Genomic DNA, 23,844 nt, shown 5'->3' with positions numbered 1-23,844 from the left:
CGATTCAGTTAAACAACACAGAACCGAACTTCTCAACCAACTCAAGAAGCGAAACAACAACCTCTCAAATCGTGCGGCGCATTATAGAGCGCCAAATCTTCTTGTCAAGCAATCATTTTCAAGCAACTTAAGAAAAGTCATTTAAAAACAAATACTTACAACCGAAACACTCAGCAACAAAACCGAGCACCTCGAACAAAGGCGGCGAATAATACGCGATTAACCGAAGCGGTCAACACCTTAGTGAAGATTTATTTCAAGGACCGCAGCGGCTAAACACGCTGTTTTCCTTGCTCTTCTCTGCCTGAGCAGCGAAGAGGCGCGCATAATACCGGTGTGACATTTTGAGTCAATACTTTTTTATAAACCTGCGTATAATGCGGCGCTTTCACAGGTACGTACTTCTATAGGTAGATGTACGTGTTTTTTACGAGCCGCTCGGACTGTCTTCCGTTTGGCTAACCCTGGAGTTGTTATGTCTGAAAAAGCCGTTGTGATTTATTCCGGCGGAATGGATTCCTTCACCATTCTTCATCGTGCTTATAAAGAAGGTTATGAGCTGTACCCGCTTACCTTTGATTATGGCCAGAAACACAGTAAGGAAATCCGCTTTGCTGCCAGCGTGTGTGAAGAGCTGGGTCTGTCCCATCGGGTGATTGATATCACTGCCATTAATCAGTTACTGCAAAGCTCTTCGCTGACGTCTGCACAGGATATTCCTGAAGGCCACTACGCCGACGACAACATGAAGTCTACCGTGGTGCCAAACCGCAACATGATTCTGTTATCGCTGGCGATCGGCTATGCCGTCGATATTGGTGCCAACAAGGTGTTTTATGGCGCTCACAGTGGTGATCACGCGATCTACCCGGATTGCCGCCCCGAGTTTGTTCACGCCATGAACGATGTAGCAAAGATTGCCAACTACGAGCCGGTCGAAATCGTCACGCCTTACCTGAACTCCGACAAAATCGGCATTCTGAAAGATGGCCTGGCGATGGGCCTGGATTACGGCAAAACCTGGACTTGCTACAACGGCCGTGAAAAGGCCTGTGGTAAATGCGGCTCTTGCGTTGAGCGACTGGAAGCTTTTGAACTGAACCAGGCCGCCGACCCACTGGCCTACGAAGAGGCCTGAGATGGCGTCTTCGTATCGGGTTAAAGAAGCCTTCTATACCTTACAGGGTGAAGGTGCCCAGGCCGGACGCCCGTCTGTCTTCTGCCGATTCAGCAAATGCAATTTGTGGAACGGCAAGGATACTGGCCGCATGGCGGCCGTGTGCCAGTTTTGCGACACTGACTTTGTTGGCACCGATGGCCAAAACGGTGGTCGCTATAACATTGACGAACTGGTGTCGCTACTGACGTCGCTTTGGCCAGACATGAGCCGCGGCAAGCCCTACGTAGTATGCACCGGAGGCGAACCCGCCCTGCAGTTGGATCAGGCACTGGTCGACCAACTCCACCAGGCGGGCTTTGAAATTGCCATCGAAACCAACGGTACTCTGGCACTGCCTGACGGCATTGACTGGGTATGCCTCAGTCCAAAAGGCGACAGCGATCTGGTGGTCACCGAATGCGATGAGCTGAAGCTGGTGTTTCCACAACCGGATGCCAGACCAGAACGATTTGATACCATCCGCGCCAGCCATCGTTATTTGCAACCACTGGATAGCACCGCCATTCGTTCTTCCGTTCATCAGCCCGCTTTGATCGACGTATTTGAACTGGACTCAGCCACGTCAACCACAGAGCAAGCAGTCGCCTATTGCATGGACAATCCCGAATGGAAAATCAGCCTGCAAACCCATAAGTGGATGGGCATCGACTGATCCAGCCCTTCAGCCACAAAAAAGCGCGCATCCGATGAACGGATTGCGCGCTTTTTTGTGTTTACCCGCAGTTACCAGACGAACGCTACCTTGTGGCCCAACTGACCAGATTCGTAACGCTGGTGAATCGCAGCCACTTCCGACATCGCCACCGTTTCCGGCTCGTTAAGTATCAATGCGCCACTTTCCAGCATGGCTGACAAGGTCGCCAGGCGCTTTTGGTGCTGTTCAATTCCAATACGCTTTAATACCGGGATGAGAGAGAAGATGGCACTCAGGGTCAATGCCTTACCATGCGCCATCGCCAACTCGTGTTCGCCGCGAGCATTAATGGTCGCCACCCGGCCATAGCTTTCCGCCAGTTTCAGCGCCTGCTGCAATGATGCCCCGCCATGAGTATCCAGCACCAACGGGAATACCCTGTCAGCAGCAAGTAAATCGTCAACTTCGTTATGGAAGCAGGCGTTTACGCCCATAGCCGCCAGCGCTTCAACACGCTCTTCCGTGCCTGCGGTGCCATACACCTCAAGTCCTGCTGCCAAAGCCAGTTGCACCGCCACCAGCCCGACCCCGCCGGACGCACCAAGGATCATGATTTTCTGGCCCGAAACAGGTGCCAGACGTTCAAGCGCCTCCAGCGCCGTTAACCCAACAACACCGGCACAGGCTGCAACCTGATCGGAGATATTGTCCGGGGCTGGTACCAACAATTCGGCTCGAGCCAGGGTGTATTCCGCACAGGCGCCCCAGGTGCCTAACACACCACCACTGACACCAAACACCCGATCGCCTGCTTTCAACGTCGTTACCGCATCACCAACGGCGACCACTTCACCACACAGTTCTACCCCGGTGATGCCGGTTTCTGTCAGTACCGGGGCCAGTCCGGCCCTCAGTTTGGTATCAATGGGGTTGAAGCCAGCTGCCAATACCTTAACCAATACTTCATCTGCTGAAGGAGCAGGCACTTCAACCGAGGTGATTTGCAGAACCTCTGGGCCACCCAGCTGTGAAACCGTGACCGCTTTAGCGTTTGTCATCCAGCCCTCCTATACCTATATCGTCCGGATTGAGTTTTTTAACCAGTGGATGCGCACTGTTGTTGGCATCTGCCACCTGTCGCACCACGGTATCAATAATATGTTCCCGCCCACCGTTGCTGTGGTAGCTGACGTATACCGAACGTTGGATCACCGGTGCATCGTCGACCTCAAACAGTTCTTGTTTATCTACGTGGCTCTGGGCGAGGCCAACAGGCAGATAGGCTGCGCCGCCGCGAGTCAGCACACAATCAAGCGCGATGCGTCCCGTATTGGTCATCACCTGCTGACTGGCCTGGCCTTTGAAGGCCAGATTGTGATCATTAATGAACGCTGTTCCCCAATCCACCATCACATACCCTTCCCCGACCGCTTCTTCCGCAGGCTGGTTGGGCTGGCTACTGAATAGATGCAATGGCAAGTGCGCAACTTCCAGCGTGGTCAGTTCGTCAACTTTGGGGGCGTCAAACAGAAAGGCCAAATCAATGGTGCGCTCCAGCACCTGCCGAACCAGGGTGGTACTACTATGCGCAACCGCTGCCACCGCCAAACCGGCAGCGCCGTCAATCAGGGAAGGAACCTGTTGTTGCAGGAAACCATCCCATAAGTTCGGCGTCGCACCGATGGCCACCTGCTGATTACGAGCATCTTCAGTGGCCACTTCCTGGCGGATGCGTTTCTCCAGCTGCACGGTACTCTCCGCCAGTGGCATCAGGCGCTCACCAGCGGTAGTCAGCTGAATGTTGTTACGCTGACGGGTGAACAATTCGACGCCCAGCAGGCCTTCGAGCTGGCGCACCCGAAAGCTGACAGCAGACTGGGTCAGGTAAAGATTTTCCGCGGCACGGCCAAAGTGACGGGTGCGCGAAACCTCCATGAAGGTTTTTAGAAGTTCTGTATCCATTCGACCAATTATGATGTTCGTTACGACAAATATTTTTTGTTTTACCGCACTCTGTGCCCTGACCATACTCCGCCGAAATAGAGATGGCGTCCAGCCACAGCGCTTCAAAAAATGCATCTACGAGGAACCGTCATGAGTTTTGAAAGCAGCAAAAAATTCTACGATGACACCAACTTCCCTCGCGGCTTCCATCGTTCGGGAGATTTCACCCGGGCTCAGGCCGACCTGCTGGAAAGCAAGGGTGTGGTGTTGAAAGCGCTTCATCAAGGCGACCAATTGCCAGCCGATGAAGCTGAAACCCGCTTTGTACAGGTGTGCATGGGCGAAGCCGTGGCACAATCCGACGTTGAAAAAGCCTGGGGCCGCTATCTGGCCGCACTGCGTCGCAAGCAGGTTTATTTCACCGCATCTTCAGGTGCAGTCACTGACGGCATTGCGGAGACTGCGGACTCGGATGACTAAACCAGCAATCGGATACCTGGAACAAATCGATTTACCGGAACTGGACATCCAATGTCTGGCCAAAGTCGATACCGGCGCCTGCTCCAGCAGCATTCATGCTGAAGAGGTTGAAACCTTTGAACGCGACGGCCAGCAGTGGGTTCAATTCCACGTGCTGTTTCGTCGTGGAGAAATGCCCATTGATCAGGTCTGCGAAGCACCTGTTCATAGCCGTAAGCGCATCGCCAGTTCCAATGGCTCACGCAGCTACCGCTACGTGATTCGTACCAATGTGTCATTGGGCGGCCAACACTGGGCGATTGATCTCAATCTGAGTCACCGCGGCAGCATGACCTATCCTATGCTGTTGGGGCGCGAAGCCTTCGCCGGTCGATTTGTGGTCGACGTTGAACACACTTATCTGAGCAATTAACACTATGAAAATCGCGATTCTGTCGCGCAATCCTCGCCTCTACTCCACCCGTCGTTTGATAGAGGCTGGCGAAGCGCGTGGCCACGAAATGGTCGTTCTGGATACTCTGCACTGTTATATGAACATCAACAGTACCGAGCCATCGATCCATTACCAGGGCGATGCGCTGACGGGATTTGATGCAGTGATTCCCCGCATTGGTGCCTCCATTACGTTTTATGGCACGGCGGTACTGCGTCAGTTTGAAATGATGGGCGTATACCCGCTCAACGAATCCGTTGCCATCAGCCGCTCCCGCGACAAACTGCGCTCCATGCAGCTGATGTCCCGTAAAGGCATTGGCATGCCGGTGACCGGCTTTGCTCACAGCCCGGACGACATTCCTGACCTGATCCAGATGGTCGGCGGTGCGCCACTGGTAATCAAACTGCTGGAAGGCACCCAGGGCATTGGTGTGGTACTGGCCGAAACCCGCAAGGCGGCAGAAAGTGTGATCGAAGCCTTTATGGGTCTGAAAGCCAACATCATGGTACAGGAGTTCATCAAGGAAGCTGGCGGTGCGGATATTCGCTGCTTTGTTGTGGGTGACCGCGTGGTTGCGGCCATGAAGCGTCAGGCCGCGGACGGCGAATTCCGTTCCAACCTGCACCGTGGTGGTACTGCCCAGTTGATCCGCATCACGCCGGAAGAACGCTCTACCGCCGTACGTGCTGCCAAAACCATGGGACTGAACGTAGCCGGTGTCGATATCCTGCGCTCCAATCGTGGGCCAGTGGTTATGGAAGTAAACTCATCACCGGGTATTCAGGGCATCGAAGAAGCCACCAATACCGATGTGGCCTCGAAGATCATCATGTTCATCGAGAAAAATGCCCAGGCGCACAGAACCAAAACCCGCGGTCAGGGCTGATCAACGTTTATTGTTGCCAGCACCGAGCTGTAAACACAAAGTCACCAACACAGGGCCGCAAGGCCCTTTGTTGTTTTCAGCCCGAAGTATTGGGTGAACTCCTTGAACAGGCGCCCAGTCTCTCCCAGCAATTTAATTCTCCAAAGCAGCCAGACATCGAATTTAGTGCACTCAAACCAATCTTACGACGAATAATATTCGTCAACAGCCGTATTTTCTTCGTTTTTGCATCCATAATGGGCGATTACGCCACCGCTTGACCCGCAGTCGTTTACTTCACCAAACGCCTTTCGTATAGTCGAACACCTATTGGGCAGCAGCAGCTGCCCTTTTGCGTTTTTAAGGAAGCAATCCCTGTATGTCAGCAATCATGAATACCTATGGCCGTCTGCCTGTCACCTTTGTGTCTGGTGAAGGTAGCTGGCTCAAGGATACCGAAGGCAAGGCGTATCTGGATGCCCTGATGGGCATCGCAGTCACTGGCCTCGGTCATTCTCATCCTGCCGTAACCAGTGCATTAACGGAACAAGGCAGCCGCCTGATCCACACCTCCAACCTGTACGGCATCACCCGCCAGCAGGAACTGGCCGATGCCCTGACGCGTATTTCCGGCATGGATAAGGTGTTCTTCTCCAACTCCGGTGCAGAAGCCAACGAAGCGGCGATCAAACTTGCCCGTAAATACGGCCACCAGCGCGGCATCACCGAGCCAGTCATCATCGTTATGACCAAAGCGTTCCATGGCCGCACCATGGGCACCCTGACAGCCACCGGTAATGCCAAGGCACAGGAAGGCTTCGGCCCACTGCTGAGCGGTTTTATCCGTGTACCGTACAACGATCTGGATACCCTGACCGCAGTCGCCAAAGCCAACCCGAACGTTGTTGCCGTGATGCTGGAAACCGTTCAGGGCGAAGGTGGTCTGGCAACGGGCTCTCTGGAATTCCTGCAAGGCGTTCGCAGCCTGTGTGATGCCAACGAATGGCTGATGCTGGCGGACGAAGTGCAAACCGGTAACGGTCGTACAGGTAGCTATTTCTCCTACCAACAGCTGGGCTTTGTTCCGGATGTTGTCACCACCGCCAAAGGTCTGGGCAACGGTCTGCCAATTGGTGCCTGCATGGCACGTGGCAAGGCTGCCGAGATCCTGCAACCGGGCAGCCATGGCAGCACCTACGGCGGTAACCCGCTGTGCTCCGCCGTTGCCCTCGCGGTCGTGAATACCATTGAATCCGAAGGTCTGTGCAACAACGCCCGTGAAATGGGTGAGTACCTGGCCGCCGAATTCCGTCAGCGTCTGGCTGGCAACAGCAAACTGGTTGATATCCGTGGTCGTGGTTTGATGATTGGCCTGGTGATGTCACAGGATTGCCCTGAACTGGTTGGCAAGGCCCTTGAAAAAGGCCTGTTGATCAACGTAACCGCTGGCAACGTGATCCGTTTGCTGCCGGCACTGAACCTGAATAAAACAGACGCAGACAAGATCGTTGAGCTTGTCTGCGAACTTGTTGAATCACTCGACTGATAGACGAAGGAATTGCCGTGAGACACTTTCTGACTCTGATGGATTTGTCGTCAGAGGAGCTGAACCAGATTTTGCAGCGCGCCATCGAGCTGAAGGCCATGCAACATCGTCATGAAATCTATGAACCCTTCAAGAATCAGGTTCTGGGCATGATTTTTGAAAAATCATCCACCCGCACCCGCGTATCCTTTGAAGCCGGTATGGCTCAGTTTGGTGGATCGGCGATTTTCCTGTCTCCCCGCGATACCCAACTGGGTCGCGGTGAGCCTATCGAGGACAGCGCTCGCGTGCTGTCCCGTATGGTCGACATCATCATGATCCGGACCTTCGATCACGCCGGTCTGGAACTGTTCGCAGCCAACTCCAAAGTGCCTGTGATCAACGCTCTGACTGACGACTACCATCCATGTCAGCTGCTGGCCGATATGCAAACCTACCTTGAGCACCGCGGTTCCATTGCCGGTAAAACCGTGGCCTGGGTCGGCGATGGCAACAACATGTGTCATTCCTACATGAATGCCGCCGTGCAGTTTGGCTACCACCTGAACATCGCAGTACCAGAAGGTTTTGATCCAAAGCCAGAAATTCTGGAAGCCTGTAAGGACAGCGTTACCATCTACCGCACTCCGGAAGAAGCCGTAAAAGGTGCGCATCTGGTAGTGACGGATGTGTGGGCCTCCATGGGCCAGGAAGAAGAGCAGAAAGAACGCGAACGCGCTTTTGCGGGTTATCAGGTTACTGAAGCCTTGCTGGACACGGCCGCAGAAGACGTAGTCTTTATGCACTGCCTGCCAGCGCACCGTGGTGAAGAAATCAGCATGACCCTGCTGGATGATCCTCGTTCCGTAGTTTGGGATGAAGCCGAAAACCGCCTGCACGCTCAAAAAGCCCTGATGGAATTTTTGCTGAAGGAAGCTCAGGGCCTTTCCTGATCCTTCGCGACATCCTTTCTGGCGCCCCTTGTGGTTGTCGACCCATGTCGACAACCATTCTTTTAAACTCTTCTTTAAAGTCCCTTTAAAGCTCTTTGCAGCCCTCGTCGTTAAAACAGATCAATCAGAATAGATCAGTCAGAACAGGTCAGAGGCCGCACAGGCACTTCTGGTGTTATTCGCTGTGACTGACCCCAGCAGATCCGGACCAGTTAACCACCACCCGATTACCGCCTTCATTGACGGCAATGGCCGCATGCATGTCTGCACGACTCAATAACTCCTCGACCGATTCCGACGGCTGATATTGCACCACACCAATGGAAACCGACGTTTGAATCACGCCTTTGGCAAACGGTGTTTCGGTCACCTTCTGACGAATGCGCTCCAGCACCGCCTGGCCGGTGTCAATCGTTGCGCCGGTTAACAGCACACCATAACGTCCCGCTCCATAAGCCGATACGATATCAACTTCCCGCAACGTCACCGTCAGCAACTGTGCCAGCTCATGCATCATGGTTTGCACCGATCGTTCGCCGTGCAACGCCCGTAAGGCATCGAGGTGATCAATGTCCATCAAGGCGACCACAAAGGGCCGACCATCCCGGTTGCTGACCGCTCGCTGATTCTGCAAGGTGCGATCAAAGTAACGCTGGTTCAGCAAACCGGTTACTTCGTCCTTGATCGACAACTCTTCAATTCGCGCTGTGGCCAGCTTCAGCTCGCGGCTCTTGCGGCTGTAGGCTTCCCGCAACAACACCATCTCACGGGCCACCAGCGCCAGAGACATGGCTGCCAGCGCAAACGATGCCCCTAACAGCAGTTCGAGCCGTGGATCAAAAACGCCTTCGGTGTGATTGCGAAAATACAGCACCAGCAAGCTGTAGCCGCCAATGGTGGTAAGACAAACGCCAAAGAACGAGCGCCAGCCCATGCCGAGAATGCCAAATGGCAGCAACGCCAAATAAGCAAGCATCATCACAAAGCGCATTTGAGGAGATATCAGGATAGAAAGGCTGACAAACAGGGTCGCCCAAAGGATGTACAACACCGTCAGCCCCGGGTCGCGGTAATCCCGGGTACGGCCGCTCCAGGACCAATAACTCAACAAGGCAATACCAGCCCAAAAGGTCGTTACCAGTTGCAGTTCACCTTTGGGTGCCAGCCCCAGAAAGCGATTACCGCCCACAAACAAGGCGGTAAACAACAGCATCCCTACCACAGCCAATCCCTGCCGACGGTAGATGTCTCGATGTAACTTAATGGTCAAATAACGTCCTTTTCCCGCCTCTGGCAGGCAACCGATGAACCCTTGTCTATAGTGTAGTAAAGACAGCGGCTCGAGTCCTCACAATGCGTAACAACCAGCCCATTACCGACAAGGAAATCCTCCTGACGGAACACCAGCACCTGGTCTCTTCCACCAATACCAAGGGAATGATCAGCCACTGTAACGACGACTTTGTACGCATCAGTGGCTTTTCGATGGATGAGCTGATTGGCAGCCCCCATAACCTGGTACGTCACCCCGACATGCCGGAAGCCGCTTTTGACGACATGTGGCAAACCCTCAAACGCGGCGAGCACTGGCTCGGGCTGGTGAAAAACCGCTGTAAAAACGGCGACCATTACTGGGTCGATGCCTATGTCACGCCGGTATACAGTGGAGGCTCCACCATAGGTTATGAATCGGTAAGGGTAAAGCCCAGCCGGGAGCAAGTCGCACGGGCTGAACACGCCTATCAACGTATGAAGAAAGGCCGCTCCGTCACCGCCGCCAACACCTTGTTTGACCCTAACCATCTGGTGTACCTGGCGCTGGCAGCAACCGCTGTGCTGCCATGGCTTGGTGCGTCCCCGCTTTGGCTGTCAGCTGCACTGAGTTTGTTTGGAGCCGTCGGAATACTGGTGCAACGTCAGCGCAATCAGTCATTGCTGGGTAAAGCTCGACAGATTATCAACAACCCCACCATGGCGTGGATTTACACTGGCAAACACAATCTTGAAGGTGCGGTGGAATTTGCCCAAATCGCCCAGAAGCGCAAACTGCAAACCACTCTGGTTCGGATCTCACAGAATACCGAATCCTTGCAGGACATTGGCAAGCAAACCCTCGAACGCGCCAGCAGCACCCGCGACAGCGTTCACAAACAGCACACCTTCACCGCTCAGGTAGAAGACAGCACCCAACGCATTTCAGACAACGCCGCGGCCATTCAGCAAGCGTCCAATGACAGCCAGCAAGGCACTGCCAACGCCGTTGATATTTCCAGTCGTGGCATCACTCAGGTTGAGGGCATGGTGTCTGAGACCAGTGCCCTGAACGGCAAACTCAGTGACACCTCGTCAGCCATTGGCTTGCTGGCCACCGAAATTCAGGCGGTCAGCAGTTTCCTCAAGGCCATTACCGACATTGCCGAACAAACCAACTTGCTGGCACTGAACGCCGCTATTGAGTCGGCCCGCGCCGGTGAACAAGGCCGTGGGTTTGCCGTGGTTGCTGACGAAGTACGAAATCTGGCCAAGCGCACCCAGGAATCGGCCGGCCAAATTCAAAAAATTGTCGATGGCCTCAACCAGCAAGCGGATAACGCCGTTGGTGCCATCAGCGAAGGCCAGGCGTCGCTGCAGGAAACCCTTACCAAGGCGTCGTCGGTCAATGAAGTGTTTATGGACATCCGTCTGGCCCTCGACAGCATCAGTGCCAGTGCCAATCGCAACAGCCAGTTGTCCGACGAGCAAAACGACGCCGTGCATCAAATTCAGGACAGCATCATGGAGCTGCGCAGGCTGTCGGATGAGGCCGGTGTCATGGCCGACAATATGCACGCAAGTTGTCAGACGGCAGCCAATGTATCGCAGGAACAAGCCAGCATTGTTCACCGCTTTCAGGAAACAACCTGAACCCTTATCATGGGCTCCAGATGAGATCATGAAAGTAGTTCATAGATATGCTGGAAATCAAACACCTCCGCACACTAACGGCCTTAAGAGACGGCGGCAGCCTGGTGGAAGCCGCCCAGCGTCTACACCTGACTCAGTCCGCCTTGTCGCACCAGATCAAGGATCTTGAAGACCGTCTGGGGGTCAGCCTGTTTGTACGCAAATCGCGCCCCCTGCGTTTTACCCGAGCCGGGCTTGAAATTCTCAATGCCGCCGATCAGGTGTTACCCCAGCTGCAACACACCGAGCTTAACCTGAAGAAGTTGGCTGGCGGCGAAACCGGCCGCCTGAACATGGTGATTGAATGCCACAGCTGCTTTGAATGGCTGATGCCCGCCATCAATCGCTTTCGGGATCAATGGCCTGAGGTCGAAATCGACCTGACCACCAGCTTTCACTTCGATCCACTGCCAGCGCTGACCCGTGGTGACATTGATCTGGTGATCACTTCCGACCCTGAGCCAGACCCTCGCATCCACTACCAGCCGCTGTTCCGATACCAGTCACTGCTGGCCGTCGCCAACCAGCACCCGCTGGCCTCGCGGAGCCAGATTGAACCGCAAGATTTGGCCACTGAGACCCTGATCCACTACCCCATCGACACCGACCGCCTGGATGTCTTCAGCAAATTCCTCAGCCCGGCCGGATTAGCCCCTGCGGGCACCCGACAAACCGAGCTGACACTGATGATGATTCAGTTGGTTGCCAGCGGCCGTGGGGTCGCCTGTTTGCCGAACTGGGCTTTGCAACCCTATCTGGATGGCAAGCTGGTGACCGCCACGCCGTTGGGAGACGGTATCTGGCCAACCCTGTACGCTGCCATTCGGGAAGATCAATGTGACGACAACTACATGCAGGACTTCCTGCAGCTGTCCGTAGAGACCTGCTTTGATCGCTTGAAGGGAATTGAGCCAGCCTGAGCAGGCTGGCTTGGCCAAGCTGGCTAGGCTATCGCCGCTTGGATTATTCGGTGTGGCGGCGAGGCCACACCAGACTGAAACGGGCACCGCCCAGACTGTCACTGCGACCAACAATGGCACGACCGCCGTGCCAGTAGGTGATCCGGCGCACAATGGAAAGCCCCAGACCATAACCACCCGAGCTGCGGGTTCGGCTGTCGTCAAGCCGGGCAAAGGCTTCAAATACCGAGCCCCACTGATCTTCCGGAATACCAGGGCCATCGTCTTCGACATCGACCCGACACGTATCCTCGGTGAAACTGCACAGCACATTCACTTCCGATGACGCATAGCGGCAGGCATTGCCCACCAGATTCTGAATCGCCCGGTGTATGTATCTTGGCTCCACTTCCCCACGGGTATCGCGGGCGCCGGATTCAATAAACAATACGTTCACCCGCGCCGATGGATTGGTTTCATCCACCACCTGCCAGGCAATGTCCTGTACATCCACCAGCTGGAATTCCAGTAAGGGACCACCCTCTTCCAAACGAGCGTAAGTCAGAATCTCATCAATCAGCTGGTCCAGTTCCTGCAAGTCATCGTCCATTCCACGAAGTTGCTTACCTAGTACCGGGTCACTGGCATCGTCTTCCATGATTTGCAGACCAAATCGCAAACGCGCCACCGGCGTGCGCAGCTCATGGGATACCGCTCGCAGCATTTCCCGCTGAATGCCAATCAATCGCTGAATGTGGTCAGCCATCTTGTTGATCGAACAACCCAGCCCCGACACAGCATCGTGACCGGCGACCGACACCCGTGCCGACAAATGCCCTTGTGCCAAACGCCCGGTAACCTGATCGAGATTTTTAAGGCCGCCTTCCAGCTGGTTGACCAGTTGGTACATCACCACGCCCAGCAATAAGGCCGCGAACAGCAAAATCACCAAAGTGGCCTGCAAACGCCAATAGCCGAGCTCCGGCGTCAGACCAATATAACGACCGTCAGGCAGAGCGATTCGGAAACGCTCCAGCGTGCCATGATCCGAGATGGCGATACGAACATCGTCACCCACCAACTCAGGCAGCCACTGCACCAGTGCATCTGCCCGTTGTGGATACTTTTGCACCAGCGCTTGCAGGGAGTCGACCAAGGCTGGCCAATGGTGCCCCTGTGGGCTGGCCATACGAATGTGCAACACCCGATCGGGTGCCACAGTGGGGTCTGCCAACCACACTTCCAGTGCCTCAGCAGACGGGGCTACGGCAACCCCACGGTGATCCAGCTGATATTGCTTGAACGCCCCTAACGCCTCTGGCGACAACCACTGCCACGACAGCTTGCCAACCGACTGCGCCTGACCATAAACCGAGTCATAGGCATCCGCCACATCGGTGCTGGTCTGTGAAGATGAAGACAGGGGAGAAAAAGGAGACGGCAGCAACTCCAGCCACAGCGGCGAGAACCGTTGCTGCCAGTAATAATGCGAGCGGGTGGTTTCTGTCAGCATCATGGCCAGTTGGCCAGCGCCGTAAATCAACGCAATGGCCAACAGCACAGAGCCGTACACCCGAATGAACATTGAACTCATAACCGTGCTTTCCTGATCATCAACCCGGTTACAGTTCCTTCACAAACAAATAGCCCTTACTGCGCACGGTTTTGATCCGGCGCGGGTTCATTGGGTCGTCCCCCACCTTCGGACGGATGCGAGACACCCGTACGTCAATGGAGCGATCCTGACCATCGTATTCGATACCGCGCAACTGGTGAAAAATCTCTTCACGAGTCAGCACTCGACCGGCGCTTTTGCACAGCAGCCACAGCAGGTCGAATTCAGCGCTGGTCAGGTCAATACTGCGACCTTCGAGCCAGGCTTCCCGCATCGCGCTGTCGACCACCAGATTGCCAAAGGTCAGGCGGTTTTCCTGGCTGCCTTCTTCGCGTACCGGCTCCGCAACGTCACCAACCCGACGTAGCAAAGCGCGGATACGTGCCAGCAACACCCGCGGGCGTACCGGCTTGGCAACGTAATCGTCTGCCCCCATCTCCAAACCCAGCACCTGGTCGAGGTCTTCGGTTCGGGCGGTCAGCATCAGAATCGGGCCGCTGTAATGTGGGCGAACCAGTCGGCACACTGCCAGACCGTCTTCACCGGGTAACATCAAATCCAGCACCACCAGATCGGGCTGCTCGGATTTAATGCGTTCAATGGCGCGTGCTCCGTCTCCTTCGATAGCAACGTTCAGTCCATTACTTTCGAGGTAGTCCTTGGTCAGCGCCGCCAGGCGTTCATCATCCTCTACAATCAGGATGCGCCAGTTTTCATCAGAATCATGCAATGGGGCTTCATTCACCATTGGATCTCCAGCAGTTTGTTGCGTGCCGAGCTTTTAACGTAAAGGCGCGACTTCTTCCAGGCCGTTCTCTCTGTGGATCTGACCGTTCCTGCCGCCTTGAATTGGAATTGCTCTGTTACAAAACAGGGCTTCTTCAGTAACCATAGACTGAAAGTCAAGCGAATGCACAGAAACTTACCAAAGCACAAAATGCGGTTTCTTTTTACACGATCCGCACCGTTACTGGGCTAGCGGCAATCGTTGCAATATCACCAACAACTTACTCCTGAGACGTACACAATTCTTTCACAATTTATCCACACCCCGTTTTGAGAGACACACAATATATGGGGTTGAATCAGCAGCCCGAGCCCATTATCTTGTGTCTCCTAACAACACGGTTAGGCGTCCCGGAGTCGCCGAGTTCTACCTCGTCATATGAAACAGCCCTTGCTTCCAACCTGTTATCCACCGCAAAAAACGGATCTTATCGAGATGTTACACTCGATGATCTTCTGCGGGCGGCTGATATTCCGGTTACCCGCCGGAGAGGCAGTCCAGGCGCTTCCCGACACCGTGATCTGACAGCAACACGGTCTCTCCGGCTCGCTAACCTGAACGACGCAAGTACACACCGGTTTCCCCTGTTGGAAACCGGTCAAATCAAGCTAATTTCGGCGGTTGTTGAGCATGGATGTGATCGAAAACAAATTGAGTACAGGCGCAAACTATATGAACAGCTCTATCAAAGTCACCAAACGCGACGGTCGACAGGAAACCCTGGATCTGGACAAGATCCACAAGGTCCTGACCTGGGCGGCGGACGGACTGCATAATGTGTCCGTGTCCGAGGTGGAGCTGCGCGCACATCTGCAATTTTACGATGGCATGCCGACGTCCGAGATCCACGAGACCCTGATCAAGGCCGCCGCCGACCTGATTTCTGACGAAGCGCCTGACTACCAGTACCTGGCCGCCCGCCTGAACATTTTCCACCTGCGCAAAAAAGCCTACGGCCAATACGAGCCGCCACGCCTGATCGACCACGTACGCAAGCTGGTTGAACTGAAGCGCTACGACCAGCACCTGCTGGACGACTACACCGAAGAAGAATTTGCGGCCATGGATGCCTTCCTGGATCACAGCCGCGACCTGAACTTCAGCTACGCTGCAGTTAAACAGCTGGAAGGCAAGTACCTGGTTCAAAACCGCGTCAGCGGCGAAGTATTTGAAAGCGCCCAGTTCCTGTACGTACTGATCGCCGCTTGCCTGTTCAGTGGCTACGACAAAGAACGTCGTCTGGACTTCGTAAAACGTTTCTACGATGCGGTTTCCACCTTCAAACTGTCACTGCCAACACCAATCATGGCCGGTGTTCGTACCCCGACCCGTCAGTTCAGCTCTTGTGTACTGATCGAAGCCGGTGACAGCCTGGATTCCATCAACGCGACTTCCAGCGCCATCGTGAAATACGTTTCCCAGCGCGCCGGTATTGGCATCAACGGTGGTCGTATTCGTGCTCTGGGCAGCCCGATCCGTGGCGGTGAAGCCTTCCACACCGGTTGTATCCCGTTCTACAAGCACTTCCAGACTGCGGTTAAATCCTGCTCCCAGGGTGGTGTTCGTGGCGGTGCCGCGACCTTGTTCTACCCGATCTGGCACTACGAAGTTGAAAGCCTGCTGGTACTGAAAAACAACCGCGGTGTTGAAGAAAACCGGGTTCGTCACCTCGACTACGGTGTGCAGATCAACAAGCTGATGTACGAGCGCCTGATCAAGAACGGCAACATCACCCTGTTCTCGCCATCCGACGCGCCAGGCCTGTACGACGCCTTCTTTGAAGACCAGGAACGCTTTGAACAGCTGTACGTGAAGTACGAGCAGGATGAATCCATCCGCAAGAAAGTGATCAAGGCTGTCGACCTGTTCTCCAGCATGATGCAGGAGCGTGCCAGCACCGGCCGTATCTACATCCAGAACGTCGACCACTGTAATACCCACAGCCCGTTCAATCCGAAAAAAGCACCTGTGCGCCAGTCCAACCTGTGTCTGGAAATCGCCCTGCCAACCAAGCCGTTGATGGACGTTAACGACGAGAGCGGTGAAATCGCACTGTGTACGCTGGCTGCCTTCAACCTCGGCAAGGTTAACGAACTGGACGAGCTGGAAGAACTGTCTGAACTGATCGTTCGCGCTCTGGACAGCCTGCTGGATTACCAGGACTACCCGGTACCGGCCGCGTTCAAAGCCACCATGGGTCGTCGTACCCTGGGTGTGGGTGTGATCAACTACGCCTACTACTTGGCCAAAAACGGCGTTAAATACTCCGACGGTTCCGCCAACGGCCTGACTCACCGTACCTTTGAAGCCATCCAGTACTGGCTGTTGAAAGCCTCTACCAAGCTGGCCAAGGAATACGGCGCTTGCCCGATGTTCGACGAAACCACTTACGCACAGGGCATCCTGCCGATCGACAGCTACAAGGCTGAAGTCGACAAGTTCTGTGAAGAGCCGCTGCGCTACGACTGGGAAGCCCTGCGTGAAGAAATTCGCAGCCACGGTTTGCGTAACTCTACCCTGACCGCGTTGATGCCTTCCGAGACATCTTCCCAGATCAGTAACGCAACCAACGGCATTGAGCCACCACGTGGCTACATCAGTGTTAAGCAGAGCAAGGACGGTATCCTGAAACAGGTAGTGCCGGACTACGAAACCCTGAAGAACAACTACGAACTGCTGTGGCAGATTCCGAACAACACCGGTTACCTGCAACTGGTCGGCATCATGCAGAAGTTCGTCGACCAGGCAATTTCAGCCAATACCAACTACGACCCATCCCGTTTCGGCGGCAAGGTGCCAATGCAGCAGCTGTTGAAAGACCTGCTGATGGCCTACAAGAATGGCGTCAAGACCCTGTACTACCACAACACCCGTGATGGCATGGAAGACCCACAAAAAGAAGCCGTTATCGCCGAAGACGATGATTGCGCCGGTGGTGCATGTAAAATCTGATGAAGGGTTCGCCCTTCTTCTTCCCCCATATGTATAGGCTTTGTACAATATGGGGCAGCAAATCACGATACCCGTGCCGGCAACTGCCTGCGCGGGTTTCCTTTTAGTTATTACCTGAACCAGTTTGGCCGAGCATCGGCCAGGTGAGACGACAGCGCCCATGGCTTACACAACGTTCAATCGCAACGAATTCGACACTTTTGCTCAACCCATGTTCTTTGGCGAACAGGTCAACGTGGCCCGTTACGATCAGCAAAAGCACAAGATTTTCGAAAACCTGATCGAAAAACAGCTGTCCTTCTTCTGGCGCCCGGAAGAAGTCGACCTGACCAACGATCGCAAGGACTTCCTTGACCTGCCAGAACACGAGCAGCACATCTTCGTCAGCAACCTGAAATACCAGACCCTGCTGGATTCCGTGCAAGGCCGCTCTCCAAACGTTGCCTTCCTGCCAGTGGTATCACTGCCGGAACTGGAAACCTGGATTGAAACCTGGTCGTTCAGTGAGACCATTCACAGCCGTTCGTACACCCACATTGTGCGTAACATTGTGCCGAACCCGGCGACCATTTTTGACGACATTACCCGCAACGAGTTTATTACCCGTCGGGCCATCTCCGTCACCCAGTACTACGACTCCTTCATCGAACTGTCCACCTGGCACCAGCAGCTGGGTGAAGGCACTCATGTGGTCAATGGCAAAACCATTGAAGTCAGCAAGCGCGAACTGAAGCGTCGCCTATACCTGACCATGATGTCGGTGAACGTACTGGAAGCCATTCGTTTCTACGTCAGCTTTGCCTGCTCGTTCGCCTTCGCAGAACGCGCCAAGATGGAAGGCAACGCCAAGATCATCAAACTGATCGCTCGCGACGAAGCCCTGCACCTGACCGGCACCCAGCACATTCTGCAAATCATGGCACGTGGCAAAGATGATCCGGAATTCGCCGAAATCGCTGAAGAATGCCGCGCCGACGCCATCGAGATTTTCCGCGACGCCGCCCAGCAGGAAAAGGAATGGGCCGAATACCTGTTCAAGGACGGCTCCATGATCGGCCTGAACAAGGACATCCTGTGTCAGTACGTGGAATACATCACCAACCAGCGTATTGCCGCGCTGGGCTTTGATCCACTGTTTGAAACCCGCTCCAACCCGCTGCCGTGGATCAACTCCTGGCTCAACAGCGATAACGTGCAGGTTGCACCACAGGAATCCGAAATCAGCTCCTACCTGGTGGGCGCCATCGACAGTGAAATCAACACCGATGACCTGGGTGATTTCGATCTTTGATGAGTAACACGAATTCTCGCCAGTCGACACCGACTGGCGATGCCCAGGAACAGCCCCCGCACCTCAATCTGCACGACGACGAGTTTCAGCTCGATGGCGACGCCAGCGAGCAGCCTCAATTCGACCTTGAGCCCGCTGAAGCCGAAGCCGACAGCGACGACGAGCGTCAGGGACAGCTCTACCTGCCAGAAAACGACCCGGAAAAACCCGAGCCAACGCCGCAGCTGGAGCTGGACGGCATGTCGCCGCCCATCTACCTGGTGACGCTGGACGACGGCCGGGAAGCGACTTTCCAACACGCCAACAGCTTGCTGGAATCACTGGAAGCCCAGAACATCGATGTCCAGTACCAGTGCCGTGAAGGCTACTGTGGCAGCTGTCGTGCGCGTCTGCTGAAAGGCGACGTACATTACACCGAGGAACCTCTGGCCTGGGTGGACGACGATGAAATCCTGTTGTGCTGCTGCATCCCCCGCGGCCCGATACAACTCCAACTGATAGACTGACACATTCGAGGAACAACCATGAGCACATTGACACTGCCAGACGTTGGAACCCAGGCGCCGGACTTCAGTGCCCTGAACCAGAAAGGCGAAACCGTGACGTTGGCCGACTACGCCGGCAAGGTGCTGGTGTTGTACTTCTACCCGAAGGCAATGACACCGGGCTGTACAACCCAGGCATGTGGTCTGCGTGACAGCAAGGAAGAACTGGCTCAGTACAACGCCGTTGCCGTTGGCGTAAGCCCGGACAAACCAGCCCGCCTGCAGAAGTTCATCGACCGCGACAACCTCAATTTTGATCTGCTTTCCGATGAAGAAACCACCATGTGCCAGGCCTACGGCATCTGGGGTTTGAAGAAATTCATGGGTAAGGAATACATGGGTGTTAACCGCATCACCTTCATCATTGGTGAAGACGGCAGCATTTTGCATGTAATGCCCAAGGTAAAAACCAAAACCCATCACGACGACGTGATCGCGTTTTTAGCCGAGCGCGCTAAAGGCTGATCACAGCCCAAATGTGCAGGCAGTTAAAAACACAAAAAAGCGGCCGAGATGGCCGCTTTTTTTGTATCTGTTCAGACAAACTTGAACGTTCCCCTGAGCTTGTAGCAACTGCTGGCATTGCAGTAAATCCTGATAAACCGGCTCTTGTCGAAGGCCTCGATCAAATACAGGTCGGTGTAGTCTGGCGAGTATTCCATATTGGTTGCGTCCATAATCCGGTTAGATACCAGAGTCTGGCCGCTATAGGTCACACCCGACACAAGGTTGTTTGCCGCTGGAGCCTGCGCCAGCGCAGGAACTGTCGCCATAACGGCGGTCATTGCCACACTGGCAACCCAAGTCAGCATAAGCGCCTCCTTCCCCTGTTGGGAAATGGTTAAGCCACTCCTTAACGGTCACTTGCCTGTGATGTCCTGATACTACTCCCTCGTCACTGCCATCCAGACCACGGCATACATCAGTGCGGGCGACCGCCTTTCAGCGACACCAGCAACTCAGCTTCTGCCCGGGCCATACCGCAATTCTCGACCAACTCACGGGCTGATGCCCCCAGGCTGACCAATCGTGCGGCCTGTTGATAGGAGGCCTCATCGCCCGGGGTAAACAGCGAACGCTGCTCGGCTTCGCCCAAACGCTCGGTCAATTGCCGAATCTTGCGCCCCATGCCCACCACACTCTGGTTCATGGCCTCCTGATTCTGTTTCAGCTGACTTAACTTGTGCTGTTGCGACAGCGACTGTTTTTCCAGCTTGACGATGGCACCTCGCAACCGCTTGATGGTGACCAAACCCACCACCAGCACACCGGCAACCACCAACAGAACCCCTTGCTCAATACTTAAAGGCCACATTGACGCTTTCCTTCAGGGCTTACATACCCTGCAGTTCAGACCACTCTTCGTCGGTCATCAGTTTCTCAAGATCAACGAGAATCAGCAGCTCATCATTCTTGTGGCAAACGCCCTGAATGAACTTGGCACTTTCCTCGTTGCCCACCGATGGCGTGGTTTCAATCTCTGACTGACGCAGATACACCACTTCTGCCACCGCATCGACGAGAATGCCCACCACCTGATTTTCCGCTTCGATAATCACGATGCGGGTCTGGTCGGTGGTTTCAGCTTCCGGCAAGGCAAAACGCAGGCGGGTGTCGATCACCGTGACCACGTTACCGCGCAGGTTGATGATGCCCAGCACGTACTGCGGAGCACCGGGAACCGGGGCAATTTCTGTATAGCGCAGAACTTCCTGAACCTGCATCACGTTGATGCCGTAGGTTTCATTATCCAGTCGGAAGGTGACCCACTGCAGTACGGGATCTTCTGCACTCTTGTTTCCGGCAATCGCTGACATAAAAACATCCTCTTAAGAAAGGCCGCTGCCTGACGTAAACATGACGAACCTTTCTTAACTATAGAACAGAGCACAATGTGTACCAGTTCATGGCAAAGAAAATTTGAGACTTCTCGTGCACTGGCCCGAACGGCCAAAACAGTGGTCGAGAAGTGTGCTTTTCCAGGCGGCCAATCCCGTTAAAAACACGTTCGATATTATTGCTGAACCCGCTTGGCCGCTGGTCTGACGTTGTCTTCCAGCAACTCCATCAGACCCGGAACATCAATCAAGGCGCACATCTCGTCAATGACGGTGCCCGCCAACCAGGGGCGCTTGCTGCGCTCCCCTCGCCACTTGATGGCGTCTTCGTTGAGTTTGACGGTGTCGCATATTTCCTGACAGGCCACCGCCCAGGGTGAGCGGTCGAGCTGAATAAAGTATTCGTACCCCTCGTCCTGCAAGCTGCGTTTGCGCTCCGGCATCATCAACTGGGCGCTGTCGATGATGGTCAATTTGCTGTTGTCGCCTTGCCAGACCCCCAATGACCAACTGGCCTGGCCAAACAGAGGCACAACCCGGTCGCTGACCTTGTGCACGCCCCCCAGCATTGGCAGAGGAATCGCCAGCTTCAGGCCACACACCACAAAGATAAGACAGTCCACCCCGGTGCCGGATTGCCAGTTTAATGGCGAGGACTCGGTGTCGAGCTGCAGGTCTGTGTCAGAAATTTGGCTCTCGGCGGTTTCTGGCTCTGCCTCTACAACGGCGGTCTCTACTGATTCTGAGACGGCAGGCTCAGATACTTCCGGCTCTGGAGCAACCAAGGGCTCTGGCTCAACAACAGCCGGTTCAGGATCAACGGCCTCTGGTAGCGGAATCTCCGGTAATGCCACAGGCAATGCCAGTGGTGGCGCAAAAGCATTCAGAGGCTCTCGCTCAGTTCGGCTCGGCAATGTCTGACGAGCCAACTCAGGATTGAAGCGTTCTGTCTCTGTGAATGGGGCAGGTTCAGTAAATAGGGCTAGTTCTGTGCGGGTTGAATCAATACGGGATGACTCAGTACGGGATGAAATAACGCCCGGCATCACATCATCAATCAGCTCGTCGTCCATGCTGTGAGTTGGGGCTTCGTAGGGATAATCCTCAGCCGCTTCCGGCTGCTGAAAGGGGTTGTCTGCTTCGGGGGCGTTTTTATTTACGCCACTCAAACCACCAGTACCAGCGTCATCGATATCATCGAATTGAGCCAGAAACGACGGCCGGCCATCCTTGCGCTTGAATTTGTTATCCAGTGCCTGACGGGCGCTGTTGGGAACATCCGCTGTTGATTCTGGCGGGATGCGCTCACTGGCCTCTGTTACCTGCTCCCCAACAGTATCAATAGCAGGCTCACTGACAGACCCAATAGCAGTCTCACTAGCGGGCTCTGGGTCCGGCTTGGATTCCAGTTCGGCTGCTTCTGGCTCAGCTAAACCAGGTTCATCTGAAACAGGCTCGCCTGAAACCCGCTCGACTGACACCGGTTCGTCGGGACGCGGATCATCCGTAGCCTGATAGCGTTCGGTGACCTCGGTGGCTTCAACCAGCAGGTCCTCGATCAACAGGTCATCTAGATAGCCTTGCAGGACGCCATCGACTTTGTTGGGACGTTTGGCTTGCTGACTCATCCACCCCTCACTTCGAGTACCCAACCCGATCAAGACGATGTTTCAGCGAGCTGCAAGCGGCCAATACCGTGGCATGCAAGCGGGTTCCAGCAGGAAGGCGGCGAACCAGAAACAAGCTGTCGAGCAGTTGCAGCGGCAGCCGTGACGGATGCGCTTCGCCCATACCATCGACTGGCAACAATTCCATGCCTTTGGCCAGCGACGTCTGGTAAACAATCTTCTCTTCCGTGGCGAGCTGGCATTCTGTTTCTTTTTCAGGTTCTGTCCGTTGCTCGGATTGAACAGGCTCTGCCGCAGCCTGACTGGTGGCTTGTTGCAGCAATCCATCCCAATCGGTTTCTTCCGGCCCTGTGCCCAGCAGACCATCCAGGTAGCCAACGATTACATCATCGACGCTTGAGGGCGACTCCACCGGTTCAGGCTCGTGTGTGTCCGCGGGCAAGGCAGGCCCGAGTGACAGCGCCGTTTTCGACAGCGTGTCGGCCATACTAGCTCACCTTCTCAAGGTCAGTGTTCAAGGCGGTCAGCAAGTGTTTGTACACCCGCACTCCTCGACTTTCTTCTTCCAACTGGTGAGGAAATACGCCTTGCTGGCTGGCGTCTCGTAAACGGGTATCGACCGGTATCGGCTCCTCTGCGAGGCTGTCGCGATAGATGCGGCGCATTTCTTTCAGGGTACTGACCGATGCCGACGTCCGGCGGTCAAACAAGGTCGGCACAATGGTGTACGGCAGTTGGCGCTTCTGTGACTGCATCACCATCTTCAGTGTGTGAACCATGCGCTCCAGCCCTTTCATGGCCAGATGCTCGGTCTGGGTCGGTATCACCAGTCGCTGACAGGCTGCCAGCGCATTGACCATCAGCACACCGAGAATCGGCGGCGTATCCAGCAAGGCGTAGTCGTATTCTTCCCACACTTGCGCCAGCGCCCGTGATAACACCAGTCCCATGCCTTCCTGACCGCTGACCTGACGCTCCAGCGTCGCCAGCGAAGTAGCGGCAGGCAGAAGATCGACATTCGGCATGGTGGTTGGCCGAATCACCTGACCAATGTATTCGCGGTTCTTGCACTGATTGTTGAAAAACAGCTGATACATACTGTGTTCAAGGCTGTCGGGGTCGAGCTTGAAATAGCTGGTCAACGAGCCGTGCGGATCAAGGTCCACCAGCAACACCCGATGTCCTTCGGCTCCCAGCAGTCCACCCAACGTCACCACGCTGGTTGTTTTTCCAACGCCACCTTTCTGATTGGCAATTGACCAGACTCGCATGCGCTCACCTCTGGGTTGTTCATGGGCCGAATGGCAGTCTTGTTACCGCCACCCCGGC

Annotated in this window: 24 protein-coding genes; 13 read left to right on the top strand and 11 right to left on the bottom strand. The window is 54.9% G+C overall.

Going from position 1 to position 23,844, the window contains the following annotated elements; genetic code table 11:
* The first annotated feature begins 475 nt into the window (after positions 1-475).
* Both queC and queE read left to right on the top strand, forming a co-directional pair.
* The gene (gene queC, locus G516_RS0117915) at positions 476-1,138 is read left to right on the top strand and encodes a 7-cyano-7-deazaguanine synthase QueC (protein WP_028294811.1); all 663 of its coding nucleotides are present in this window, start codon (positions 476-478) and stop codon (positions 1,136-1,138) included.
* A gap of 1 nt (position 1,139) precedes the next feature.
* On the top strand, positions 1,140-1,832 hold the full coding sequence (gene queE / locus G516_RS0117910; RefSeq protein WP_028294810.1) for a 7-carboxy-7-deazaguanine synthase: 693 nt from the start codon (positions 1,140-1,142) through the stop codon (positions 1,830-1,832).
* A gap of 71 nt (positions 1,833-1,903) precedes the next feature.
* On the opposite strand, the gene G516_RS23190 is transcribed toward queE, so the two are convergent.
* Both G516_RS23190 and G516_RS23185 read right to left on the bottom strand, forming a co-directional pair.
* Positions 1,904-2,872, bottom strand: coding sequence for an alcohol dehydrogenase catalytic domain-containing protein (locus G516_RS23190; protein WP_051219575.1), 969 nt, complete (start codon positions 2,870-2,872; stop codon positions 1,904-1,906).
* Complete coding sequence (locus tag G516_RS23185) at positions 2,859-3,776, bottom strand: LysR family transcriptional regulator (RefSeq protein WP_169449557.1); 918 nt, start codon at positions 3,774-3,776, stop codon at positions 2,859-2,861. The genes G516_RS23190 and G516_RS23185 overlap by 14 nt, the downstream gene beginning before the upstream one ends.
* Positions 3,777-3,908: 132 nt before the next feature.
* Here G516_RS23185 and maoP point away from each other — a divergent pair, with 132 nt between their 5' ends.
* From maoP to argF, 5 genes are all read left to right on the top strand, one after another.
* A complete protein-coding gene (maoP, locus tag G516_RS0117895) occupies positions 3,909-4,238 on the top strand; it encodes a DUF413 domain-containing protein (protein WP_036537278.1) in 330 nt (109 codons plus the stop codon).
* A complete protein-coding gene (locus tag G516_RS0117890) occupies positions 4,231-4,650 on the top strand; it encodes an ATP-dependent zinc protease family protein (RefSeq protein WP_028294808.1) in 420 nt (139 codons plus the stop codon). The genes maoP and G516_RS0117890 overlap by 8 nt, the downstream gene beginning before the upstream one ends.
* A 4-nt stretch (positions 4,651-4,654) precedes the next feature.
* On the top strand, positions 4,655-5,560 hold the full coding sequence (rimK, locus tag G516_RS0117885) for a 30S ribosomal protein S6--L-glutamate ligase (protein WP_028294807.1): 906 nt from the start codon (positions 4,655-4,657) through the stop codon (positions 5,558-5,560).
* Positions 5,561-5,918: 358 nt separating this feature from the next.
* Positions 5,919-7,085: an aspartate aminotransferase family protein gene (locus G516_RS0117880; protein ID WP_028294806.1), complete on the top strand. Its 1,167-nt coding sequence runs from the start codon at positions 5,919-5,921 to the stop codon at positions 7,083-7,085.
* Positions 7,086-7,096: 11 nt separating this feature from the next.
* The gene (gene argF / locus G516_RS0117875) at positions 7,097-8,017 is read left to right on the top strand and encodes an ornithine carbamoyltransferase (RefSeq protein WP_036537275.1); all 921 of its coding nucleotides are present in this window, start codon (positions 7,097-7,099) and stop codon (positions 8,015-8,017) included.
* 175 nt (positions 8,018-8,192) lie between these two features.
* Here argF and G516_RS0117870 read toward each other — a convergent pair whose 3' ends face one another.
* Positions 8,193-9,287 (bottom strand): GGDEF domain-containing protein, encoded by a 1,095-nt coding sequence (locus G516_RS0117870; RefSeq protein ID WP_156879097.1) that lies wholly within the window; start codon positions 9,285-9,287, stop codon positions 8,193-8,195.
* A gap of 83 nt (positions 9,288-9,370) precedes the next feature.
* Between G516_RS0117870 and G516_RS23180 the strand changes: the two genes are divergently transcribed.
* Positions 9,371-10,921: a methyl-accepting chemotaxis protein gene (locus G516_RS23180; protein WP_051219573.1), complete on the top strand. Its 1,551-nt coding sequence runs from the start codon at positions 9,371-9,373 to the stop codon at positions 10,919-10,921.
* Positions 10,922-10,968: 47 nt separating this feature from the next.
* Positions 10,969-11,880: a LysR family transcriptional regulator gene (locus tag G516_RS0117860; RefSeq protein ID WP_028294803.1), complete on the top strand. Its 912-nt coding sequence runs from the start codon at positions 10,969-10,971 to the stop codon at positions 11,878-11,880.
* Positions 11,881-11,923: 43 nt separating this feature from the next.
* Here G516_RS0117860 and G516_RS0117855 read toward each other — a convergent pair whose 3' ends face one another.
* Positions 11,924-13,453 carry an ATP-binding protein gene (locus G516_RS0117855; protein ID WP_028294802.1) on the bottom strand — a complete coding sequence of 510 codons (1,530 nt, stop codon included), beginning with the start codon at positions 13,451-13,453 and terminating at the stop codon, positions 11,924-11,926.
* A 28-nt stretch (positions 13,454-13,481) separates the two neighbouring features.
* Positions 13,482-14,222, bottom strand: coding sequence for a response regulator (locus tag G516_RS0117850; protein ID WP_028294801.1), 741 nt, complete (start codon positions 14,220-14,222; stop codon positions 13,482-13,484).
* A 711-nt stretch (positions 14,223-14,933) separates the two neighbouring features.
* Between G516_RS0117850 and nrdA the strand changes: the two genes are divergently transcribed.
* The 4 genes from nrdA to bcp all read left to right on the top strand — a co-directional run bounded on the left by nrdA (position 14,934) and on the right by bcp (position 19,514).
* Positions 14,934-17,213 carry a class 1a ribonucleoside-diphosphate reductase subunit alpha gene (gene nrdA / locus G516_RS0117840; RefSeq protein ID WP_028294800.1) on the top strand — a complete coding sequence of 760 codons (2,280 nt, stop codon included), beginning with the start codon at positions 14,934-14,936 and terminating at the stop codon, positions 17,211-17,213.
* Positions 17,214-17,373: 160 nt separating this feature from the next.
* Positions 17,374-18,504 carry a class Ia ribonucleoside-diphosphate reductase subunit beta gene (gene nrdB / locus G516_RS0117835; RefSeq protein ID WP_028294799.1) on the top strand — a complete coding sequence of 377 codons (1,131 nt, stop codon included), beginning with the start codon at positions 17,374-17,376 and terminating at the stop codon, positions 18,502-18,504.
* A complete protein-coding gene (gene yfaE, locus G516_RS25300) occupies positions 18,504-19,010 on the top strand; it encodes a class I ribonucleotide reductase maintenance protein YfaE (protein WP_407635456.1) in 507 nt (168 codons plus the stop codon). The genes nrdB and yfaE overlap by 1 nt, the downstream gene beginning before the upstream one ends.
* An 18-nt stretch (positions 19,011-19,028) precedes the next feature.
* Complete coding sequence (bcp, locus tag G516_RS0117825) at positions 19,029-19,514, top strand: thioredoxin-dependent thiol peroxidase (RefSeq protein WP_036537271.1); 486 nt, start codon at positions 19,029-19,031, stop codon at positions 19,512-19,514.
* A gap of 71 nt (positions 19,515-19,585) precedes the next feature.
* Here the strand turns inward: bcp and G516_RS0117820 are convergent, their stop codons facing one another.
* From G516_RS0117820 to G516_RS0117795, 6 genes are all read right to left on the bottom strand, one after another.
* Positions 19,586-19,861, bottom strand: a complete 276-nt coding sequence (locus G516_RS0117820; protein ID WP_028294796.1) for a hypothetical protein — start codon at positions 19,859-19,861, stop codon at positions 19,586-19,588.
* A 110-nt stretch (positions 19,862-19,971) separates the two neighbouring features.
* Positions 19,972-20,364, bottom strand: a complete 393-nt coding sequence (locus tag G516_RS0117815) for a DUF2802 domain-containing protein (RefSeq protein ID WP_028294795.1) — start codon at positions 20,362-20,364, stop codon at positions 19,972-19,974.
* A gap of 19 nt (positions 20,365-20,383) precedes the next feature.
* Positions 20,384-20,866, bottom strand: a complete 483-nt coding sequence (locus G516_RS0117810) for a chemotaxis protein CheW (protein WP_028294794.1) — start codon at positions 20,864-20,866, stop codon at positions 20,384-20,386.
* A gap of 197 nt (positions 20,867-21,063) precedes the next feature.
* Positions 21,064-22,515: a chemotaxis protein CheW gene (locus G516_RS24135; protein ID WP_051219572.1), complete on the bottom strand. Its 1,452-nt coding sequence runs from the start codon at positions 22,513-22,515 to the stop codon at positions 21,064-21,066.
* A 7-nt stretch (positions 22,516-22,522) separates the two neighbouring features.
* Positions 22,523-23,002 carry a hypothetical protein gene (locus tag G516_RS0117800; protein ID WP_028294793.1) on the bottom strand — a complete coding sequence of 160 codons (480 nt, stop codon included), beginning with the start codon at positions 23,000-23,002 and terminating at the stop codon, positions 22,523-22,525.
* Between the two features lies 1 nt (position 23,003).
* Positions 23,004-23,786 (bottom strand): ParA family protein, encoded by a 783-nt coding sequence (locus G516_RS0117795; RefSeq protein WP_028294792.1) that lies wholly within the window; start codon positions 23,784-23,786, stop codon positions 23,004-23,006.
* Between the last annotated feature and the right edge of the window lie 58 nt (positions 23,787-23,844).

The sequence above is a fragment of the Oceanobacter kriegii DSM 6294 genome (assembly GCF_000422845.1).
In the GTDB taxonomy this organism is placed as follows: Bacteria; Pseudomonadota; Gammaproteobacteria; order Pseudomonadales; family Oceanobacteraceae; genus Oceanobacter; species Oceanobacter kriegii.
Note: the sequence above shows the minus strand (reverse complement) of the source record. Positions and strands in the feature narration are given on the sequence as shown.

Excerpts from the sequence above, each read along its gene's own strand:
- queC (WP_028294811.1), top strand. The coding sequence starts at position 476 with ATGTCTGAAAAAGCCGTTGTGATTTATTCCGGCGGAATGGATTCCTTC.
- queE (WP_028294810.1), top strand. The coding sequence starts at position 1,140 with ATGGCGTCTTCGTATCGGGTTAAAGAAGCCTTCTATACCTTACAGGGT.
- G516_RS23190 (WP_051219575.1), bottom strand. The coding sequence starts at position 2,872 with ATGACAAACGCTAAAGCGGTCACGGTTTCACAGCTGGGTGGCCCAGAG.
- G516_RS23185 (WP_169449557.1), bottom strand. The coding sequence starts at position 3,776 with ATGGATACAGAACTTCTAAAAACCTTCATGGAGGTTTCGCGCACCCGT.
- maoP (WP_036537278.1), top strand. The coding sequence starts at position 3,909 with ATGAGTTTTGAAAGCAGCAAAAAATTCTACGATGACACCAACTTCCCT.
- G516_RS0117890 (WP_028294808.1), top strand. The coding sequence starts at position 4,231 with ATGACTAAACCAGCAATCGGATACCTGGAACAAATCGATTTACCGGAA.
- rimK (WP_028294807.1), top strand. The coding sequence starts at position 4,655 with ATGAAAATCGCGATTCTGTCGCGCAATCCTCGCCTCTACTCCACCCGT.
- G516_RS0117880 (WP_028294806.1), top strand. The coding sequence starts at position 5,919 with ATGTCAGCAATCATGAATACCTATGGCCGTCTGCCTGTCACCTTTGTG.
- G516_RS23180 (WP_051219573.1), top strand. The coding sequence starts at position 9,371 with ATGCGTAACAACCAGCCCATTACCGACAAGGAAATCCTCCTGACGGAA.
- G516_RS0117860 (WP_028294803.1), top strand. The coding sequence starts at position 10,969 with ATGCTGGAAATCAAACACCTCCGCACACTAACGGCCTTAAGAGACGGC.
- G516_RS0117855 (WP_028294802.1), bottom strand. The coding sequence starts at position 13,453 with ATGAGTTCAATGTTCATTCGGGTGTACGGCTCTGTGCTGTTGGCCATT.
- G516_RS0117850 (WP_028294801.1), bottom strand. The coding sequence starts at position 14,222 with ATGGTGAATGAAGCCCCATTGCATGATTCTGATGAAAACTGGCGCATC.
- nrdA (WP_028294800.1), top strand. The coding sequence starts at position 14,934 with ATGAACAGCTCTATCAAAGTCACCAAACGCGACGGTCGACAGGAAACC.
- nrdB (WP_028294799.1), top strand. The coding sequence starts at position 17,374 with ATGGCTTACACAACGTTCAATCGCAACGAATTCGACACTTTTGCTCAA.
- yfaE (WP_407635456.1), top strand. The coding sequence starts at position 18,504 with ATGAGTAACACGAATTCTCGCCAGTCGACACCGACTGGCGATGCCCAG.
- bcp (WP_036537271.1), top strand. The coding sequence starts at position 19,029 with ATGAGCACATTGACACTGCCAGACGTTGGAACCCAGGCGCCGGACTTC.
- G516_RS0117820 (WP_028294796.1), bottom strand. The coding sequence starts at position 19,861 with ATGCTGACTTGGGTTGCCAGTGTGGCAATGACCGCCGTTATGGCGACA.
- G516_RS0117815 (WP_028294795.1), bottom strand. The coding sequence starts at position 20,364 with ATGTGGCCTTTAAGTATTGAGCAAGGGGTTCTGTTGGTGGTTGCCGGT.
- G516_RS0117810 (WP_028294794.1), bottom strand. The coding sequence starts at position 20,866 with ATGTCAGCGATTGCCGGAAACAAGAGTGCAGAAGATCCCGTACTGCAG.
- G516_RS24135 (WP_051219572.1), bottom strand. The coding sequence starts at position 22,515 with ATGAGTCAGCAAGCCAAACGTCCCAACAAAGTCGATGGCGTCCTGCAA.
- G516_RS0117800 (WP_028294793.1), bottom strand. The coding sequence starts at position 23,002 with ATGGCCGACACGCTGTCGAAAACGGCGCTGTCACTCGGGCCTGCCTTG.
- G516_RS0117795 (WP_028294792.1), bottom strand. The coding sequence starts at position 23,786 with ATGCGAGTCTGGTCAATTGCCAATCAGAAAGGTGGCGTTGGAAAAACA.